This window comes from Shewanella marisflavi (genome assembly GCF_023283925.1).
Lineage (GTDB): Bacteria > Pseudomonadota > Gammaproteobacteria > Enterobacterales > Shewanellaceae > Shewanella > Shewanella marisflavi.
Genome location: NZ_JAKIKX010000004.1, coordinates 316,305 through 335,781, shown reverse-complemented (window position 1 = coordinate 335,781; position 19,477 = coordinate 316,305). Strand labels below are relative to the sequence as shown.

The 19,477-nt window shown below is 48.6% G+C and carries 15 protein-coding genes and 3 tRNA genes; 8 read left to right on the top strand and 10 right to left on the bottom strand.

The annotated features are described in order from the left end of the window. Positions 1-13: 13 nt before the first annotated feature. From L2712_RS11020 to fabV, 6 genes are all read left to right on the top strand, one after another. Positions 14-1,648: an ABC transporter substrate-binding protein gene (locus L2712_RS11020; RefSeq protein WP_248977809.1), complete on the top strand. Its 1,635-nt coding sequence runs from the start codon at positions 14-16 to the stop codon at positions 1,646-1,648. After that, positions 1,648-2,679, top strand: coding sequence for an ABC transporter permease subunit (locus tag L2712_RS11015; RefSeq protein ID WP_033537672.1), 1,032 nt, complete (start codon positions 1,648-1,650; stop codon positions 2,677-2,679). The genes L2712_RS11020 and L2712_RS11015 overlap by 1 nt, the downstream gene beginning before the upstream one ends. Beyond that, positions 2,666-3,556 carry an ABC transporter permease subunit gene (locus L2712_RS11010; protein ID WP_033537671.1) on the top strand — a complete coding sequence of 297 codons (891 nt, stop codon included), beginning with the start codon at positions 2,666-2,668 and terminating at the stop codon, positions 3,554-3,556. Before L2712_RS11015 ends, L2712_RS11010 begins: the two co-directional genes overlap by 14 nt. 12 nt (positions 3,557-3,568) lie before the next feature. Continuing rightward, entirely contained in the window at positions 3,569-4,582 is a 1,014-nt protein-coding gene (locus tag L2712_RS11005; RefSeq protein WP_088904301.1) for a peptide ABC transporter ATP-binding protein, read from the top strand. Then, positions 4,557-5,342 (top strand): peptide ABC transporter ATP-binding protein, encoded by a 786-nt coding sequence (locus tag L2712_RS11000; protein ID WP_088904300.1) that lies wholly within the window; start codon positions 4,557-4,559, stop codon positions 5,340-5,342. Before L2712_RS11005 ends, L2712_RS11000 begins: the two co-directional genes overlap by 26 nt. Before the next feature lie 104 nt (positions 5,343-5,446). After that, complete coding sequence (gene fabV, locus L2712_RS10995) at positions 5,447-6,649, top strand: enoyl-ACP reductase FabV (protein ID WP_033537668.1); 1,203 nt, start codon at positions 5,447-5,449, stop codon at positions 6,647-6,649. A 314-nt stretch (positions 6,650-6,963) separates the two neighbouring features. On the opposite strand, the gene ppiD is transcribed toward fabV, so the two are convergent. The 9 genes from ppiD to L2712_RS10950 form a co-directional block, all read right to left on the bottom strand. Beyond that, positions 6,964-8,829 carry a peptidylprolyl isomerase gene (ppiD, locus tag L2712_RS10990; protein WP_248977808.1) on the bottom strand — a complete coding sequence of 622 codons (1,866 nt, stop codon included), beginning with the start codon at positions 8,827-8,829 and terminating at the stop codon, positions 6,964-6,966. A gap of 227 nt (positions 8,830-9,056) precedes the next feature. Then, positions 9,057-9,329 (bottom strand): HU family DNA-binding protein, encoded by a 273-nt coding sequence (locus tag L2712_RS10985; RefSeq protein ID WP_011866302.1) that lies wholly within the window; start codon positions 9,327-9,329, stop codon positions 9,057-9,059. Positions 9,330-9,588: 259 nt separating this feature from the next. After that, the gene (gene lon, locus L2712_RS10980; protein ID WP_033537666.1) at positions 9,589-11,946 is read right to left on the bottom strand and encodes an endopeptidase La; all 2,358 of its coding nucleotides are present in this window, start codon (positions 11,944-11,946) and stop codon (positions 9,589-9,591) included. 126 nt (positions 11,947-12,072) lie between these two features. Next, on the bottom strand, positions 12,073-13,353 hold the full coding sequence (gene clpX / locus L2712_RS10975; protein WP_033537665.1) for an ATP-dependent protease ATP-binding subunit ClpX: 1,281 nt from the start codon (positions 13,351-13,353) through the stop codon (positions 12,073-12,075). Positions 13,354-13,437: 84 nt separating this feature from the next. Next, on the bottom strand, positions 13,438-14,049 hold the full coding sequence (gene clpP, locus L2712_RS10970; protein WP_033537664.1) for an ATP-dependent Clp endopeptidase proteolytic subunit ClpP: 612 nt from the start codon (positions 14,047-14,049) through the stop codon (positions 13,438-13,440). Between the two features lie 89 nt (positions 14,050-14,138). Then, a complete protein-coding gene (tig, locus tag L2712_RS10965) occupies positions 14,139-15,443 on the bottom strand; it encodes a trigger factor (RefSeq protein ID WP_033537663.1) in 1,305 nt (434 codons plus the stop codon). A gap of 252 nt (positions 15,444-15,695) precedes the next feature. Beyond that, positions 15,696-15,771 (bottom strand) — tRNA-His (locus tag L2712_RS10960). 8 nt (positions 15,772-15,779) lie between these two features. Then, positions 15,780-15,856, bottom strand: a tRNA-Arg gene (locus L2712_RS10955). 64 nt (positions 15,857-15,920) lie between these two features. Further along, a tRNA-Pro gene (locus tag L2712_RS10950) sits at positions 15,921-15,997 on the bottom strand. A 347-nt stretch (positions 15,998-16,344) separates the two neighbouring features. Between L2712_RS10950 and folD the strand changes: the two genes are divergently transcribed. After that, on the top strand, positions 16,345-17,199 hold the full coding sequence (gene folD, locus L2712_RS10945) for a bifunctional methylenetetrahydrofolate dehydrogenase/methenyltetrahydrofolate cyclohydrolase FolD (protein ID WP_033537662.1): 855 nt from the start codon (positions 16,345-16,347) through the stop codon (positions 17,197-17,199). 145 nt (positions 17,200-17,344) lie between these two features. Here the strand turns inward: folD and cysS are convergent, their stop codons facing one another. Then, on the bottom strand, positions 17,345-18,724 hold the full coding sequence (gene cysS, locus L2712_RS10940; RefSeq protein WP_033537661.1) for a cysteine--tRNA ligase: 1,380 nt from the start codon (positions 18,722-18,724) through the stop codon (positions 17,345-17,347). A gap of 254 nt (positions 18,725-18,978) precedes the next feature. Between cysS and L2712_RS10935 the strand changes: the two genes are divergently transcribed. Next, entirely contained in the window at positions 18,979-19,473 is a 495-nt protein-coding gene (locus L2712_RS10935; RefSeq protein WP_033537660.1) for a peptidylprolyl isomerase, read from the top strand. The last annotated feature ends 4 nt before the right edge of the window (positions 19,474-19,477 follow it).

The following is a 19,477-nucleotide window of genomic DNA, read 5'->3' as shown; positions in this document are numbered from 1 at the left end:
ATTACATCTACTGATGAAAGAGCTGCTCAAACGTCTCACGTTAGGTTCGGCGTTTTGTTGTATTGTGCCACTGTTGTCAGCCTGTGGGCCAACACGCGTGCCCTCAGGCTTGGTCTACTGCTCTGAAGGCAATCCAGAATCTTTTAATCCCCAGTTGGTTACCTCAGGCACTACGGTCGATGCTACCTCACAGCAGCTCTATGATGGATTGGTCGATTATGACGCCAAATCGGGAGAGATGACCCCATCACTGGCCACCTCTTGGCACTTAAGCGAGGATGAGAAGGTCTACACCTTTGAGTTACGCCAGGGCGTACAATTTCATCAGTCAGACAGTTTTACCCCGAGCCGTAATTTTAATGCCGACGATGTGCTCTTCTCTTTCAATCGCATTATCGACACTAACCATCCTTACCACTTTGTCTCCAAGACAGGTTACCCCTTTTTCCAGAGTATTGGCTTTGCCGAACTGATCGACGCTATTGAGAAGATTGATGACTACCATGTCGCCTTCCATCTCAAGCATAAAGATGCTTCTTTCTTGTCGAATCTGGCGACCGGGTTTGCAATTATTCTCTCCAAAGAGTACGCCGATCAGCTATTGCAATCTGGCCAAGCTGAGTTACTGGATAAACAAGCCATAGGCACTGGACCGTTTCGTCTAATCGACTATGTAAAAAATGACTTTATCCGTTACTACCGTAACCCTGACTACTGGCGTCTCACCCCTGAAGTCGACCAGCTTGTGTTTGATATAACGCCAAAAAGCACCACTCGCTTAGCAAAGCTCATCACGGGTGACTGTAACATCTCAGCCTTACCAAAAGCGGGCGAACTGCCAGTTGTCATCGATAAAGACGATCTTGAGGTCGATTCACTGCCAGGATTTAATGTCGCCTTCTGGGCCTTCAACACAGAGCGTATTCCCCTCAATGATGTCAGGGTTCGGCGCGCGCTGGCTCACGCTGTAGACAAAGAAAACATTCTCAGAGCCGTTTACCATAAGACCGCAGAAGAGGCTGTAGGCCTGTTGCCGCCCCTCTCTTGGGCCTACTCCGCCAACGAAAGTCTGATCGATTATAACCCCGAGAAAGCCCGTCAATTGCTTAGCGAGGCTGGGGTTCACGATCTCACCATAGATATTTGGGCCATGCCTGTTGCGCGTATCTATAACCCTAACGCCCATAAAACAGCAGAGCTGATTCAGGCAGATATGGCCAACATTGGCGTCAAGGTCAATATCGTTAACTACGACTGGAGTGTATTCAATCAGAAACTGAGCCAGCACGGCTATGACTCAGTGCTTATTGGCTGGAACGCCGACAACAGCGACCCGGATAACTTTTTTACGCCGATCTTAAGCTGCGCCTCGGTGGGTTCTAACAGCAACCGCTCTCGTTGGTGCGACCCAGCATTTGATCAGATTCTCAATGCGGCGAAATCGACCGCTGACAGAGGAAAACGCGCCAAACTCTATCAGGAGGCGGAACACTATATTGCCCAGCAGATGCCATTGTTGCCTTTTGCTCACGCCACCCGCCTGGTGGTCAAACAAAAATCGGTCACCGAATCTAAATTAACGCCTTTTGGCGGTATCTCCTTTACCAACACCTCGGCGTCCCAGCCTGCTGCAAAGGAGAGTAACTAATGGCCAGATACCTGATCCGTAGACTCAATTTGTTCCTGGCAACCTCCTTTGTGCTCTTTTTGGTGATGTTTATCGCCACGGGAAAATTTCCGGTAGAACATACCTTCGCGCTAACTGGCTTACAATCACCAACCAGTGAAGAACTGATGCAGATAGAGCAAGACTATCAACTCGACAGTTCTCAAGTGCATCAGTTTATCGCCTATCTGCACCAGCGACTGACAGGTAATTTAGGCATTTCCGCGACCTCTCAAAACCCGGTTATCGATGAGCTTTCAGCCGTGTTACCCGCCAGTTTCGAGTTAGGCATCGTTGCAGGCCTTATCGCCCTTATCCTCGGTCTTCCCTTAGGCGTCTTGGCTTCTTTGAGCAAACACAAGATCACACAGCACACCATTATGGCGATCACCCTGACAGGCTACTCTATCCCAGTATTCTGGTTAGGCCTGTCACTCTCGCTCTGGTTTGGCGTGCAACTGGGATGGCTGCCCATTTCGGGCCAGATCAACCTGCTGTACGACATCAAACCTGTTAGCGGCTTTTTGCTTATCGATACCCTGCTGTCCGATTCACAATACGCGACATCGGCCTTTATTGACGCCCTGCTGCATATCATCTTACCAGCAGTAACACTTGCGGTACTGCCTTTTACCGTAGTGGTGCGTATCACACGCTCAGCCATGATAACCATCATGGATCAGACCTATATCAAGGCGGCCGAGGCACGCGGATTGCGCACCAGTACCATAGTGCTGCGCCATGCCCTACCGAACGCCTTTGTCCCTGTATTGAAAAACCTTGGCCTGATGTTAGGCGCCTTTGCCAGCTATGCTATGGTGGTAGAAGTGATCTTTAGCTGGCCGGGCGTAGGCGCTTGGTTAGTCTCGGGGATTTATCAACGTGATTATACTGTGATTCAGGGTGGGATTTTAGCCGTTGCCCTAATTATCATCTTCTTGAGCATTCTTATCGAAGTGATCCATACGGCAATGAATCCCCTCAGCAGGAAAGAGCTTTATGCCGCAAATTAAAATCTATCAGGAAGATCATATTCCCTCTCCCCTGAGCCGGATCTGGTCAGCCTTTACCGACAACCCCTTTGCCTTCGCGGGACTCTGGGCCGTCTGTTGTCTGTTGCTCTTGGCACTATTTGGTCCACTGATCGCACCTTATAGCCCGGAGCATCAAGATCCCCTGGCGCTCTTGCTAGCGCCTTCATGGGAACCCTCTGGCACAGTAGAACATTTTCTCGGTACTGACGATCTGGGCCGGGATATCTTCAGTCGATTACTTCATGGCGCTCACCTGACCTTTGGCATGGCCCTTGCCATCGTAATTACCGCCCTCTTGGTAGGCTTTGTTATCGGCTCTATCTCAGGCATGATGACAGGGCTTAAATCCAGCATTCTCAGCCATCTATTAGATGCCCTGCTCTCTATTCCTTCGCTCTTGATGGCGATCTTAGTGGTTGCCGTGACAGGCCCTGGGCTTGGTAACGTATTCTGGGCGGTGGGCATCGCCTTAACGCCACAATTTGTGCGCGCCATTCACCAGGCGGTACATGAAGAACGGCAAAAAGAATATGTTACCGCCGCCAGACTCGATGGTGCCAACAGCCTACAGATCTTCTGGTATGTGATTTTGCCAAACGTAATGGATACCATGATTATTCAAACCACTCTAGGGATCTCCGCGGCTATCTTGGATATTGCCGCACTGGGTTTTCTCAATCTCGGGGCGCAGGCACCTAGCCCGGAATGGGGCGCCATGGTATCTCAAGGCATGGACAACCTACTCACCGCCCCTTGGACTGTGACCATCCCCGGCGTGGCTATCTTGTGCAGCGTACTGGCCATTAACCTTGTGGGCGACGGGCTGCGATCTGCCCTCTCCCCTATTCGCTCCTAATGAGACAAACCTATGCCACTACTGGACATTAGAAACCTCACCATAGAACTGGATACGCCTCATGGCCGAGTGAAGGCGCTGGAGCGGGTGAGTCTGACCCTTAATCCAGGAGAAGTGCACGGCTTGGTGGGAGAATCAGGCTCGGGTCGTACACTGCTTGCCAAAGCTATCTTAGGCATTCCAGGTCACAACTGGACCATACAAGCCGACCGCATGATGTGGGATGGCCAAAATCTGATGGATATGTCACCCAGCGAGCGCCGCGCGCTCATGGGCAGCGAAATGGCAATGATTTTTCAAGACCCTATCAGTAGCCTGGATCCGGCCATCGCTGTCGGCACTCAGATCATTGAGGCGATGCCGGAAAACAAAGATCTCCCTTGGTGGAAACGTGGCAGTGACAAACGTAAAAAAGCACAGCAATGGTTACACAAGGTCGGCATCAAAGAGACACAGAAGATCATGTCCAGCTATGCCTGGGAGTTATCAGACGGCGAATGCCAAAAGGTGATGATCGCCATCGCCGTGGCCAACCAACCCAGATTGTTGATCGCCGATGAGCCAACCAACTCGATGGAAGTGCGCACCCAGGCGCAAATATTTCGTCTATTGAGTAAGCTAAACCAGCTGCAAAACGTCTCTATCCTATTAATTAGTCACGAGTTAGAAACCTTATCCCAATGGAGCGACCGCCTAACAGTAATGTATAGCGGTCAAGTGATGGAGTCGGGAGCGACAAGCGATGTGATCGCTAATCCCTATCACCCCTACACTAAGGCGCTATTGGACAATATTCCTGACTATTCAAATCCTGAACATCACAAGACCATGATGCAGACACTACCTGGCTCCGCGCCTGCGCTGCAACATCTTCCAATAGGTTGCCGACTCGGTCCGCGTTGTCCCCAGGCACAGAAACTATGTGTCAATCAGCCTAGCCTGTGTCATCAGAAAGACCGTTATTTTGCCTGTCATTTTCCTTATCACAATGAGCCATGCCATGAAGAGCCCCTTACTAAAAGTTGATCGACTGAGTAAAACCTTTTTCGCTGGCTATAAAGGCTTTAAGCGTCAGTATCATCACGCGCTCGAACCTATCTCTTTCGAGCTCAATCGTGGCGAGACCCTGGCGATTGTTGGTGAAACCGGCTCAGGCAAGAGTACCTTGGCGCGCATTTTGGTCGGCGCGGAGCAACGCACAGATGGTGAAATTTTATTTGAGGGCGAAGCATTAGAGAGCCGTAACCTCAAACAACGCTGCCGCCTAATCCGCATGATCTTCCAAGACCCAAACACCTCACTCAACCCGCGTCTTACTGTAGGTGAGCTCTTGGATGAACCCCTGAGGTTTAATACGGATCTGGACAAACAAGCGCGTTTTGCCCAAGTGGTCGACACCTTAAGAAAGGTCGGCTTACTGCCCGAGCACGCCGACTTTTACCCCCATATGATCTCAGAGGGGATGAAACAACGGGTAGCCGTGGCCAGAGCCTTAATGCTAAACCCCAAAATCATCATAGCCGATGAGGCATTAACGGCATTGGATCTCTCGGTACGCTCACAGATCCTTAACCTGCTACTCAAGCTGCAGCAGGAGATGGGGCTCTCCTATATTTTCGTCTCCCACAACATGAATATCATCCGCCACTTTAGCGACAAGATCATGGTATTGCATCAGGGCAAAATGGTAGAAAAGGCCACGACTGAAAAACTGTTTAGTGCGCCACAACACGAATACACCCAGCGACTGATCCAAGAACAGACGATGTTTTCCTACAAGCGTTAAACTGCTCCAACCACTGGAGCATTAACGTCTTATTACTAAAAAACATGTGCCATTTCTTCTTGGTTTATTTATCCTTATGGCACTTTTTCAAGAGAAGCAGAAACATGATAATCAAACCAAAAACACGTGGCTTTATTTGTACCACCACTCATCCGGTTGGCTGTGAAGCAAATGTACTAGAGCAAATTAACATCACTAAGGCAAAAGGTCCGGTCGCAAACGGCCCCAAAAAAGTATTGGTGATCGGCTCTTCAAGTGGCTATGGTCTATCTTCACGCATCGCAGCGGCCTTCGGCAGCGGCGCAGCAACCCTCGGCGTCTTTTTTGAAAAACCAGGTACCGAAACTAAACCTGGTACGGCTGGCTGGTATAACTCTGCCGCCTTCGACAAGTTTGCAAAGCAAGATGGCCTATACTCGAAAAGCCTAAACTGCGATGCCTTCAGCCATGAAGCTAAGCAAAAGGCAATCGAGCTGATCAAACAAGATCTGGGTCAAGTAGACATGGTGGTTTATTCCCTGGCCTCACCAGTAAGAAAGCTGCCAGACTCCGGAGAGCTGGTACGTTCATCACTTAAGCCCATTGGTGAAACGTACACGGCAACGGCTGTGGACACCAACAAAGACCTTATCATAGAGACAAGTGTCGAGCCTGCTACTGAGCAAGAGATCCAAGACACAATTACCGTCATGGGCGGCCAAGATTGGGAATTGTGGATGAACGCCCTCTCTGAAGCCGGTGTCTTAGCCCCACAATGCAAAACCGTTGCCTACAGCTACATAGGTACAGAGTTGACCTGGCCTATCTACTGGCACGGTGCGCTGGGCAAAGCCAAGATGGATCTAGACCGCGCGGCACACGCACTGAACGATAAGCTGTCAGCCACTGGCGGTAGCGCGAATGTCGCTGTACTAAAAAGCGTGGTAACTCAGGCCAGCTCGGCGATCCCTGTAATGCCGCTATACATTGCTATGGTGTTTAAGAAGATGCGCGAAGAGGGCCTTCACGAAGGCTGTCAGGAGCAGATCAACCGTATGTTCCACGAGCGCCTCTACCGCGCCGATGGTGCAGCACCAGAGGTCGATGAGGCCAACCGTCTGCGCTTAGATGATTGGGAGCTACGTGAAGATATTCAGCAGCATTGCCGCGATCTGTGGCCTAGCGTCACCACAGAAAACCTCAGTGAACTCACCGATTATCGAGAGTACAAAGAGGAGTTCCTTAAGCTGTTTGGTTTCGGCATCGCCTCAGTTGACTATGAAGCCGATGTTAACCCTGAAGTGAATTTTGACGTAGAGCAGCTCTAAACTTTACCTGGCTGTGTCATGAAGAAAGCCACGGGTCTATCCGTGGCTTTTTTATATTTGTCTCCCCTTGCGCCTGATAATGTTTATCAAAACGCCTCTGCCCGCCTCTATAGCCTAATCTCCTTATCGACTACCCAATACACTGGTTTAATGAGTTATCCGCTCTTAGCTGAACTCTGACAATCTGATACTCTGATTGCACCCTCAAACTGTGATCTTAAAACCCATAGCCAGCAAGCCAACTTAGCTCGTTAAATGACAGATAATAAAAAAGCCAGTCACTTGGACTGGCTTTTTAAGGATACCCGATAGCTTTATTCAGCTGGCGAGTAAACCACTTCAGCTTCTGACTTCAGTGCGGCAATAAGCGAGCGGTAATCGTTTTCACTGTACTGCGAATTCAATCTTTGTTTCAACGCTGTCACCAGATTTGCATCGACTTGCTCAGGCTGATTAACCTTGTCTAGAATCACCACGGCATAACCATCAGCCAGTGCAGCAGTATCAACCACTAGGTCACCTGAAGGTTGAGCCATTTCAAATGCCTTACTGACAATCGAAGTATCTATACCTTGCTCACCACGACTTAACTGGGTACGAGTGATCATCTCTTCTGAGATATCGCCGCCTTTAATGGCCGCCATGATCTCTTGAGCTTTATCACGAGCAAGATCGTTCGCCTTATCCTGTTTCAGACGCTCAAGGATGTTTGCTTTAACATCGGCAAACTCCATGGTACCGGCCTCGGTATGTGTTTTAACACGTACCACAACCACATGGTTATTACCCAGCTCAATTACGTCACTGTTCATGCCATCTAGCAATACAGTGTTAGAGAACGCCGCTTTGAGCACATCAGGGGAGTTAAGAGGCTCTGGTGCATTGTCACGAGTGAACACAGGGCTTGTCTTCACCGCAACGCCAACTTCTTTAGCCGCCTCAGATAGGGTATCAGGCACTTCATAGCTCACATCAGACAAGCGCTGCTGCAGCGAATAGTACTCGTTAACCGCCTTATCTTGCTGAAGTTGAGCGATGATCTTATCTTTCACATCCTCATAAGCAGAGGTCGATGCTGGCTGTAGGTCTAACAGCTTAATGATATGGTAACCAAAGCTGGTTTTAACCACATCTGAATACTGACCTTTTTCTAGACCAAACAGCGTCTCATCAAATGGTGCTTCCATCACACCCTGCTCGAACCAATCCAGCTGTCCACCTTGCTCACCGCTAAAGCTGTCGTCTGAATCGCTCTTAGCCAGTTCTGCAAAGTCTTCACCAGCCTTAAGTTTGGCTAATACCGCCTCAGCCTTCGCTTCGGCCGCGTCATCATCATCGCCAAGGCTAATTAAAATATGACCAGCTAAACGCTTCTCTGGCTGCAGATACTGCGCCTTGTTTTCATCGTAGTAAGTCTTAGCTTCTTCATCCGTGATCTGAACAGACGATGCCAACATATCGGCACTTAGCTCGATATAATCTAACGAAATCGTCTCAGGACGCACAAATTGCATCTGATTTTGCTGATAGTAGGTATTAGCTTCTTCATCGCTAACCGTCACACCCGCTAACAGGGGCTCAGCATCGACAACCTGATAACGGATATCGCGAGTCTGCCCTTGCAGCTTAGCCAGATACTCGGCCTCGCCAGGTAACACAAACTCAGACCCTACCACAGAAACCACCAACTGACGGCGAGTCATGTCGGCGCGCATCATGTCGCGAAAACTGTTGGCTTGATAACCCAGTTGACGAATAAGTGCCAGGTAACGATCGTTGTCGAATTGACCATCGGTTTGAAACGCAGGTTCGTTCATGATGGCTGTCTTGATCTGCTGATCTGACACAGTCAGTCCCAGTTCGGCAGCAGCTTGATCAACCAGTTTATCGGCGATCAAACGATCTAAAACACTCTGCTTCACGCTAGCCAGGTAACTCTCGTTACTGGCCAATGCATCGTACATCTCACCCAGTTGCTGCTCTAATCGAGCACGCTCGCTTTGATAGGCTTGCTCCAGTGCAGATTTACTGATCTCTTCACCATTAACCGTAGCCGCTGACGGCTCCGAGGATGACCCGAGGTAACTACTTACACCAGTAAATGCAAAGGACAATATCACAAGAACGAGAATGCCTTTAGCAATCACGCCTTGTGAGCCTTCGCGAATCTTTTCTAACATCAGATTTCTCGCTCGTTGCATTGAAAATAAAATGGCGCATCACCTATATGGAGGATGCGCCATTTTTGTAATTTGTAGACCTAGTTTACACAGTGCGTAATGTTAGGCCAACGGCTTGATAATGTGAATTGACATTATCAAAACCCTTACTCGTAAAAAGCACTGTCTAAACAGTGCTTATCAAACTACTCGTAAGGTTTACAAAGGCCACCTTAACTAAGAATCTCTTAGTTTACAGCGTCTTTAAGTGCTTTACCGGCCTTGAATGCTGGAATGTTTGCTGCTGCAATCTTGATCTCTTTACCCGTCTGTGGGTTGCGACCAGTACGCTCTGCACGCTGACGCACTTCAAAAGTACCAAAACCAACTAGAGAGATTTTATCGCCATCTTTTAAGCCATCAGTCACAGCAGAAATAAAAGAATCTAGAGCACGACCAGCGGCCGCTTTAGAGATATCAGCACCAGAAGCGATTTTCTCGATTAGTTCAGATTTGTTCATGTCATCCCCTTGAATTTAATTTTTGCGCCGCAACCAAATCCTTCTCTAGAGCGGTCTGCGGAGGCTTTTTATAACAAGCTTGAAACTAAAGTTCAAGCCAAATAGGAAAACCTAAGAAATAAAATCGGAATAAGCCTAAAAACCAGCAGCGCCAAGGGCTGCAGCTAGAAAGCTATCCACAGACCTAGGCTACCACAGGTTTAGATTTTAAAAAGCCCCTTTTTGCATTTTTTTTAATGCAAATAGGCATTTTCTTGCGTTAGACCAAATTTTTAACAACTTCAAAGCCTTCGATTGGTCGTTCTAACGCCAACTTAAGAACTTCATCGACCCAACGTACCGGTCTAATCTCCAGATCGGCCACCACATTAGCCGGAATTTCCTCAAGATCTCGCTCGTTTTCTTTAGGGATTAACACCAGCTTAGTACCGCCGCGGTGGGCCGCGAGCAGTTTCTCTTTTAGGCCACCAATGGGCAATACTTCGCCGCGCAAGGTGATCTCGCCGGTCATGGCGACATCGGCACGTACCGGGTTACCCGTGAGGCTCGAAACTAAAGCCGTACACATCGCCGCGCCGGCTGATGGGCCATCCTTAGGCGTCGCCCCTTCTGGCACGTGCACATGGATATCACGCTTCTCGTAGAAGTCTGGGTTAATGCCAAGCTGCTCTGCACGGGCTCGCACCACTGTCATCGCCGCCTGAATCGATTCCTGCATCACATCACCCAGAGAACCGGTATAAGTCAGCTTGCCCTTACCCGGCACAGAGGTGGCTTCGATGGTGAGCAGGTCGCCACCCACTTCAGTCCAGGCAAGGCCTGTGACTTGGCCAATCTGGTTGTTCGATTCCGCCTTGCCATAGTCATAGCGCTGAACACCCAGGTAAGACTTGAGATTGTCTTGATTGACGTCCACATGCTTAACCGACTTATCAAGCAGGATTTGCTTCACAACCTTGCGGCAAATCTTAGACAGCTCACGCTCAAGTGCACGCACACCGGCTTCACGGGTGTAATAACGAATAATGCCTATGATGGCACTCTCATCAACAGTCACCTCGTTGGCTTTCAGACCATTGCGCTCAATCTGCTTTGGCAGCAGGTGTTGTTTGGCAATGTTAAGCTTCTCATCTTCGGTGTAACCCGACAGACGAATCACTTCCATACGATCAAGCAATGGACCAGGAATATTCATCGAGTTGGAAGTGGCGACAAACATCACATCAGAGAGATCGTAGTCCACCTCAAGGTAGTGATCGCTAAAGGTCGCGTTCTGCTCAGGATCTAACACCTCAAGCAGCGCTGACGCTGGATCACCACGCATATCACTGCTCATCTTGTCTATCTCATCGAGCAGGAACAGCGGGTTCTTGACACCCACTTTAGACATCTTCTGAATCACCTTACCTGGCATTGAGCCGATATAGGTACGACGGTGACCACGGATCTCCGCTTCATCACGCACGCCGCCGAGCGCAACACGGACGTACTTACGGCCCGTTGCCTTAGCGATAGATTGACCCAGAGAGGTTTTACCTACCCCTGGTGGACCCACAAGGCATAAGATAGGCCCTTTTAGCTGCTTAACACGGCTCTGCACTGCAAGATATTCTAAGATGCGCTCTTTGACTTTCTCCAGACCATAATGGTCTGTATCCAGAACATCTTGAGCTTTTGCCAGATCACGCTTGATCTTAGAGCGCTGCTTCCAAGGCACAGAGATCATCCAGTCCACATAACTGCGAACCACGGTAGCTTCAGCTGACATGGGTGACATCATCTTCAGCTTATTCAGCTCAGCGGTAGCCTTCTCTTTGGCCTCGCTCGGCATACCCGCTTCTTCAATCTTACGTGTCAGGGTCTCGAACTCGTCATGAGACTCGTCTATATCACCAAGCTCTTTCTGAATCGCCTTCATCTGCTCATTCAGATAGTACTCACGCTGGCTCTTCTCCATCTGCTTCTTGACGCGAGAGCGAATGCGCTTCTCCACCTGCAGCAGATCGATTTCAGATTCCATCATGGCCATCAGATATTCGAGGCGCTCAGAGACGTTGACCATCTCAAGCACAGCCTGTTTATCTTCCAGCTTGAGCGGCATATGTGCCGCCATGGTATCTGCTAAACGTGCGGCCTCATCGATACCCGAGAGCGAGGTCAATACCTCAGGCGGGATCTTCTTGTTCAGCTTAATATAACCTTCGAACTGGCCGATGGCCGAGCGCACCAGCACTTCCTCTTCCTTGTCGGCAAGCTCTTCCGATTCAAGGTATTGCGCCGTGGCAATAAAATACTCGGTTTCTTGAGTGTACTTGTCGATGCGCGCACGTTGGCCGCCTTCTACCAGCACCTTCACCGTGCCATCAGGCAGTTTCAGCAGTTGCAGGATAGAGGCGACGGTACCGACGTCAAAAATATCATCGCTGGTCGGTTCATCTAATTCAGCATCGCGCTGAGCCACTAATATAATCTGCTTGTCTTGCTCCATCGCCGCTTCCAGGCAGCGGATAGATTTCTCCCGCCCAACAAACAGGGGGATAACCATGTGCGGGTAGACCACCACATCTCTCAATGGCAGTACCGGGAGTTCGATTCGCGCTTCACGCTCTAAGGTCATAGCTCGATTCCGTTTGGTAACAATATTAATCAGTATATTGGGGTGTTTTAGTGGGTTTCAATGGCAAAAATAAAAAAAGGAGTCCAGTGGACTCCTTAATGATAGCTTAGCTGAGTGTTAGCCGAATTATTGTTCAGCAACGGCAGCTTGCGACTCGTTGGTTTCGTAAATCAAGATAGGATCTGACTCCCCCTTGACCACGGATTCATCGATAACCACCTTGGCCACATTTTCTGACGAAGGTAAGTCATACATGATATCAAGCAGTATACCTTCAACAATTGAACGCAGGCCACGAGCACCGGTTTTGCGGTCCATCGCCTTCAAAGCGATCGCCTTAAGGGCATCTTCTCTAAACTCGAGCTCTACCCCTTCCATTTCGAACAAGGCTGCAAACTGCTTAGTCAACGCGTTCTTCGGCTCAGACAGAATCTGAATTAGGGCCGCATCATCTAACTCTGCCAGTGTCGCCAAAACAGGCAGACGACCGATAAACTCAGGGATCAGACCGTATTTAACCAGATCTTCAGGCTCAACCTGCATCAGTACATCGGAAATGGTTGCCTTATCGGCCTCCCCCTTCACCTCGGCGCCAAAGCCAATACCGGTTCCCACATGAGAACGCTGCTCAATCACCTTCTCCAGCCCTGCGAACGCACCGCCACAGATGAACAGAATCTTAGAGGTATCAACCTGCAAGAACTCCTGCTGAGGATGCTTACGTCCGCCTTGAGGTGGCACAGCTGCTACAGTACCTTCAATCAGTTTAAGCAATGCCTGCTGTACACCTTCACCGGACACGTCACGGGTGATAGACGGATTATCTGACTTACGACTGATCTTATCGATCTCATCGATATAGACGATACCGCGCTGTGCCTTCTCGACATCGTAATCACACTTTTGTAATAGCTTCTGAATGATGTTCTCAACATCTTCACCCACATAACCGGCTTCGGTTAAGGTGGTGGCATCGGCCATAGTAAAAGGCACGTTTAAGAAGCGAGCCAAAGTCTCGGCCAGCAATGTTTTACCACTACCTGTTGGGCCGATCAGCAAGATATTACTCTTACCCAACTCGACACCATCTTTAGGCGTGGAATTCTTTAAACGCTTATAGTGATTATATACAGCAACAGATAAGACTTTCTTAGCCTTCTCCTGACCAATCACATAGTCGTCAAGATGTGCTCTGAGCTCATGTGGCGTAGGTAATCTGTCTTGATCTTGCTTAGGCGATATCTCACGAATTTCTTCACGGATGATATCATTACAAAGCTCTACACACTCGTCACATACATACACAGAAGGGCCGGCGATGAGCTTACGAACCTCATGCTGACTCTTTCCACAAAAAGAGCAGTACAGCAGTTTCCCGCTATCACCGTTGCTTTTGTTGTCGCCCATTAGTTTACCTCTTTTGCAGTTTCACTCACTGCACAATTCATCTCTATAGCCTTTTACTGATCATAGCTCAGCAAGCGACAAATATCAGCTTCGTTTATCGAGCACTGAGTCCACTAAACCATAGGCCTCGGCCTCGGTTGCACTCATAAAGTTATCACGATCGGTATCGCGCTCGATAACCTCCAGCGGCTGGCCAGTATGATCGGCAAGCATCTGATTCAACTTATTCTTGATACCTAAGATCTCTTGCGCATGAATCGCAATGTCAGAGGCTTGGCCTTGGAAACCGCCCAAAGGCTGATGGATCATCACACGCGAGTTAGGTAGACAATGACGCTTACCCTTAGCACCACCGGCTAACAGAAACGCGCCCATGCTGGCAGCCTGGCCAATACAAACTGTGCTGACGTTAGGCTTAATAAACTGCATCGTATCATAAATCGCCATACCTGCCGTCACCGAACCACCCGGAGAATTAATATAAAGATAGATATCTTTATCTGGGCTCTCAGACTCAAGGAACAGTAGCTGAGCAACGATTAGGTTTGCCATATGCTCCTCGACCTGACCGACGAGGAAGATCACTCGCTCTTTTAGCAGACGAGAATAAATATCATATGAACGTTCTCCTTTGGCCGTTTGTTCAACAACCATAGGCACAAGTGCATTCAGTACTGATTCTGGCGCATTTTGCATTATTAACTTCCCTAAATAAAAACGGCTCGCATGAGGAGCCTCATACGAGCCATTATAAATGGCTAACAGCCATTTAAGTCAAGCATAGGTTACGCGCGACCAGTAGCCTTGTTCATAAATTCTTCGAATTGAACTGCTTTCTCTGTCACTTTAGCCGTTTTCAGCAGAGCTTCAACCGCTTGCTCTTCTAGCGCAACGTTGCGCATGTTCTGCATCATCTCTTGGTTGTTATTGTAATATTCAATAACTTCCTTTGGATCTTCGTAGGCAGACGCCATAGAAGCGATCAGTGCTTGTACACGCTCATCATCCGCTTTCAGCTCGTTAGTCTTGATCACTTCACCAAGTAGCAGACCGACTTTTACGCGGCGCTCAGCTTGCTCTGTGAACAGATCAGCTGGTAGCTCAGGCATGTTAGCGGCTTGGTTACCAAAACGCTGCATTGCTTGTTGACGAAGTACGTTAACTTCACCGTCGATCAGTGCCTTAGGCAGATCGATCTCGTTTTGCGCTAGCAGACCGTTTAGTACTTGATCTTTAACGTTAGCCTTAAGCGCTTGCTCAAGCTCACGGCTCATGTTCTTGCTGATCTCAACTTTAAGGGCTTCTAGGCCACCTTCAGCGACACCGAACAACTTAGCGAACTCGTCGTTAACTTCAGGCAGGTTAGCCGCTTGTACTTCTTTCAAAGTGATAGCGAACTTAGCCACTTTACCCTTCAGGTTTTCTGCGTGGTAATCTTCTGGGAAAGTCACTTCGATATCGAATGTTTCACCCGCTTTATGACCTTCAACGCCAGACTCGAAGCCTGGAATCATGCGGCCACTACCCAGTTGTAGTTCGAAATCTTCAGCCTTGCCGCCTTCAAACTCTTCACCGTCGATAGAACCCACGAAATCGATCTTCGCTTTATCGCCTTCAGCCGCTTCACGCTCAACCACTTCGAACGTTGCGTGTTGCTTACGCAGAGTTTCGATCATCGCATCTACATCAGCATCGGTTACTTCAGCAGTTGGTTGTTCAACTTCAATTGCATCTAGACCTTTTAGTTCTACTTCTGGGTAGATTTCGAAGGTTGCAACAAACTGGAAGTTTTCGGCATCGGTCTCACCAGGAACAAAAGTTGGTGCACCCGCTGGGTTCAATTTTTCTGCGATGATGGCTTCAACGAAATTACGTTGCATCACTTCACCAGTGATCTCTTGACGAATCGCTTTACCGTAACGCTTGTTGATCACGCTTACAGGTACCTTGCCTGGACGGAAACCAGGAATACGTGCACGCTTAGCTTCATTTTTCAAACTATCAGAAACGGCTTTTTCAATCTGCTCAGCTGGAACAGAGATAGTTAGGCGGCGCTCTAAACCTTGTGTTGTTTCTACAGAAACTTGCATTGTTTTACCTCGAAATATGTCAAACGTCTTTTGTAATAGCCGAATCATCAACTATTAAGGTATTCGTTTCTTGATCTAAAAAAACGACTAAAATGCCTTGGTAACTGGGTTTGGCAGTCGTCGCACATAGTTGAAATTTATCAAGACGCGACATTATAGCCACGGTTTTCTGCATAGTCGAGCCTCAAAGCTCGAATTACAGACGTAAAAAAAGCGACCTTAGGTCGCTTTTTTTATTTTCTTCAAAAGAAGTGGGGTGACTGATGGGACTTGAACCCACGACAACCGGAATCACAATCCGGGGCTCTACCAACTGAGCTACAATCACCACTGATTTGGTACGCCCGGCAGGATTCGAACCTGCGGCCATCCGCTTAGAAGGCGGATGCTCTATCCAACTGAGCTACGGGCGCGTCGTTATGAACTTGGTTCATATCCTAACAGGGCAAAATAGCGTATCCACACTATTTAAAAATTTGGTCGGTGATAGAGGATTCGAACCTCTGACCCTCTGGTCCCAAACCAGATGCGCTACCGGGCTGCGCTAATCACCGAAAGTCTAACACTCTCAACACTCACTGGGTGTCGCTGAGAACGGAGCGCATATTATCCCCTCACATGGTTAGCGTCAACGATTTTTTTGCAATGACGACGCACATGACTATTTAAACAGCTATCCGAAACTTTATTAAACAATCCGGGCAAATATCTGCGCGAATAACCCGTTTCCACACTTCAGCTTGGCCTTTTTAACAATGCAATGATAATAGGCGCCTTAGCTGGCATTATCCATATATTAGAACTGTCTATTATCGTCCTAAGTCAATGACAGTTTCCGCCCCCCCTGTTAAAATGTCGCCGATTTTTTATTATCGCGCCATATTAAGGAAATCCACCCCCCATGACAGCACAAATAATCGATGGCAAAGCGATTGCTCAATCCATTCGAAAGCAACTAAGTGCCAAAGTAACCGCCCGCAAAGAGGCTGGAAAGCGTGTACCGGGACTAGCCGTTATTTTAGTCGGCGCCGATCCGGCTTCTCAGGTTTATGTCGGCAGCAAGCGCCGCGCCTGTGAAGAAGTTGGCTTCCTATCACAATCTTTTGACCTGCCAATCGAAACATCTGAGGCCGATCTATTGGCCCTGATCGACAAGTGCAACCAAGATCCTGCGATTGACGGCATCTTGGTGCAACTGCCGTTACCTGATCATATCGAAGAATCGAAGGTGATCGAGCGCATTCAGCCCGATAAAGATGTCGACGGTTTCCATCCTTATAATGTCGGTCGTCTGGCGCAGCGCATTCCTGTGCTGCGCTCATGCACACCTATGGGGATCATGACCTTAATTAAATCAACAGGCGTAGACACCTACGGCCTAGATGCAGTTGTCGTTGGCGCATCGAATATTGTTGGTCGCCCAATGACATTAGAGCTGCTATTGGCCGGCTGCACCACGACGACCTGTCACCGTTTTACCCGTGACCTTGAAGATAAAGTCCGCCGCGCCGATCTGGTCGTGGTTGCTGTGGGTAAACCACACTTTATTCCAGGTGAGTGGATTAAACCCGGTGCCATCGTTATCGATGTCGGGATCAACCGTTTGGAAAACGGCCAACTGGTTGGTGATGTGCAATATGATGTGGCCGCTGAGCACGCTAGTCATATCACACCAGTACCTGGTGGCGTAGGTCCTATGACAATTGCCAGCCTACTGGAAAATACCCTGTTTGCGGCCGAGAACTATCACGACTAAGCGCAGTAAATCTGATTGTGGTCCGGGTGGTAACACCTCCAGCAATCAATGCCCACAAAAAAGCCTGCACAGTTAATGCAGGCTTTTTTATTAAGTGGTTTTTACAACAAGACAGCTAAAGCAATCTCACTGGCTAACCGATAGCTTATTTTTTACGCCATGTTGTGCCTTCTGGGCCATCTTCTAAGATCACCCCAAGAGCATTCAGACCATCACGGGCCACATCTGCCGCAGGCCAATCTTTTTCAGCGCGGGCACGGTTACGCTCGGCGATTAGGGCTTCAATTTGAGCAACCTCATCGTCACTGCCCTGACCTTTAAAGAAGGCATCCACATCTTGATCTAAAATGCCTAGCACATCACCTAGCTGCTTAAGGCTTACACCCAGAGCAGAAGCTGCAGCCAAATCGTCCACCTTAAGGCGGTTGATCTCGCGCGCCATATCAAACAGCACAGAGTAGGCCTCAGGAGTATTAAAGTCATCGTCCATGGCCGCAGTGAACTTAGCCACATACTCGGTCGCTGGCGCCGCCTCGACGCTAAGTTCCAAGCCTTTTAACGCCGTATAGAGTCGCTCAAGCGCCGCCTTAGCCTGCTTAAGGTTATCTTCTGAATAGTTCAATTGACTGCGATAGTGACCCGACAGCAAAAAGTAACGCACAGTCGAGGCATCATAATGCGCAAGCACATCACGAATGGTGAAGAAGTTGTTCAGTGACTTCGACATCTTCTCCTTATCCACCATCACCATGCCGGTGTGCATCCAATAATTCACATAAGGCGTATCATGGGCGCAGCATGACTGTGCTATCTCATTTTCATGGTGCGGAAACTGCAGATCCGAACCGCCGCCATGGATATCAAAATGCTCACCCAAATGCTTACTGTTCATTGCTGAACATTCGATATGCCAACCAGGGCGACCCGGTCCCCAAGGTGAATCCCATGTTGGCTCACCTGGTTTAGACATCTTCCAAAGCACGAAATCCATAGGATCACGTTTGTTTTCATCGACTTCAACGCGGGCACCCGCCTGCAGCTGATCTAGGTTCTGCCCTGATAGACGACCATACTCAGGGAATGAAGCCACACTGAAAAGCACATCGCCATTGTCGGCAATATAGGCATGATCGCGCTCAATTAGACGTTCAACCATCTCAATGATCTCAGGCATATGCTGAGTCGCACGCGGCTCGAAGTCAGGACGCTTCATGTTGAGCGCATCGAAATCACGATACATCTCTTGGGTTAATCGCTCAGTCAGTGCATCGCAGCTCTCGTTATTCTCTGCGGCGCGCTTAATGATCTTATCGTCGACATCGGTAATGTTACGCTGAAAGTTCACATCGTAACCTTTATACCTCAGGTATCTGACGATCATGTCGAAAGCAACAAACGTACGTCCATGACCAATATGACACAAATCATATATGGTGACCCCGCAGACATACATGCCGACTTTACCTGGCTGTAATGGCTTAAATTCCTCTTTTTGGCGGGTAAGACTGTTGTATAGCTTCAACATCGATTTTCTCTACAAATTATTGACTACAATTGGGTCGCTCAGTCTACCACCTGAAAACAGGGTCTTCCAGCGTGATAGCGTGAATCTAAAGCGTTTTTTGTTACGCCGCACATTCTACAGCTAACAAGAGGTAAATATTCAGGCGCTGGGATCAGGGAAAGATGATAAAAGTCGTGCCATCCCTTTATGCATCATGGTTAATAGGCTAGAATCGGGCGCTATCTGAATAAGTAACCATGATGAGATACAGTCATATGATCACAATGCAAACCAACCACGGTGTTATCAAAATTGAACTTGATGCCGAAAAAGCCCCTGTAACCGCAGCTAACTTCATTAAGTACGCTAAAGACGGTTTCTATGACGGCACCATTTTTCACCGCGTAATCGATGGTTTCATGATCCAAGGCGGCGGATTTACCGAAGATATGTCGCAAAAGCGTTGTAACGAAGCCATTGAAAACGAAGCCAACAATGGTCTATCTAATGTTGTAGGCACCATTGCCATGGCACGTACTTCAGATCCTCACTCGGCCACGGCACAGTTCTTCATCAACATCAACGACAACACCTTCCTCGACTTTAAATCTGAGTCAGTACAAGGCTGGGGTTACTGTGTGTTCGGTAAAGTGGTTGAAGGCATGGATGTGGTTAACCAGATCAAGGCAGTGGCTACGGGCAATCGCGGCATGCATCAAGATGTACCGCTAGAAGCTGTTGTTATCGAAAGCGTGACCGTTGCTGAGTAAGCAC

Coding starts and splice junctions, on each gene's coding strand:
- cysS (WP_033537661.1), bottom strand. CDS start 18,724: ATGTTGAAGCTATACAACAGTCTTACCCGCCAAAAAGAGGAATTTAAG.
- L2712_RS11000 (WP_088904300.1), top strand. CDS start 4,557: ATGAAGAGCCCCTTACTAAAAGTTGATCGACTGAGTAAAACCTTTTTC.
- L2712_RS10985 (WP_011866302.1), bottom strand. CDS start 9,329: ATGAACAAATCTGAACTAATCGAGAAAATCGCTTCTGGTGCTGATATC.
- tig (WP_033537663.1), bottom strand. CDS start 15,443: ATGCAAGTTTCTGTAGAAACAACACAAGGTTTAGAGCGCCGCCTAACT.
- ppiD (WP_248977808.1), bottom strand. CDS start 8,829: ATGTTAGAAAAGATTCGCGAAGGCTCACAAGGCGTGATTGCTAAAGGC.
- fabV (WP_033537668.1), top strand. CDS start 5,447: ATGATAATCAAACCAAAAACACGTGGCTTTATTTGTACCACCACTCAT.
- lon (WP_033537666.1), bottom strand. CDS start 11,946: ATGACCTTAGAGCGTGAAGCGCGAATCGAACTCCCGGTACTGCCATTG.
- L2712_RS11005 (WP_088904301.1), top strand. CDS start 3,569: ATGCCACTACTGGACATTAGAAACCTCACCATAGAACTGGATACGCCT.
- clpX (WP_033537665.1), bottom strand. CDS start 13,353: ATGGGCGACAACAAAAGCAACGGTGATAGCGGGAAACTGCTGTACTGC.
- folD (WP_033537662.1), top strand. CDS start 16,345: ATGACAGCACAAATAATCGATGGCAAAGCGATTGCTCAATCCATTCGA.
- L2712_RS11020 (WP_248977809.1), top strand. CDS start 14: ATGAAAGAGCTGCTCAAACGTCTCACGTTAGGTTCGGCGTTTTGTTGT.
- L2712_RS10935 (WP_033537660.1), top strand. CDS start 18,979: ATGATCACAATGCAAACCAACCACGGTGTTATCAAAATTGAACTTGAT.
- L2712_RS11010 (WP_033537671.1), top strand. CDS start 2,666: ATGCCGCAAATTAAAATCTATCAGGAAGATCATATTCCCTCTCCCCTG.
- clpP (WP_033537664.1), bottom strand. CDS start 14,049: ATGCAAAATGCGCCAGAATCAGTACTGAATGCACTTGTGCCTATGGTT.
- L2712_RS11015 (WP_033537672.1), top strand. CDS start 1,648: ATGGCCAGATACCTGATCCGTAGACTCAATTTGTTCCTGGCAACCTCC.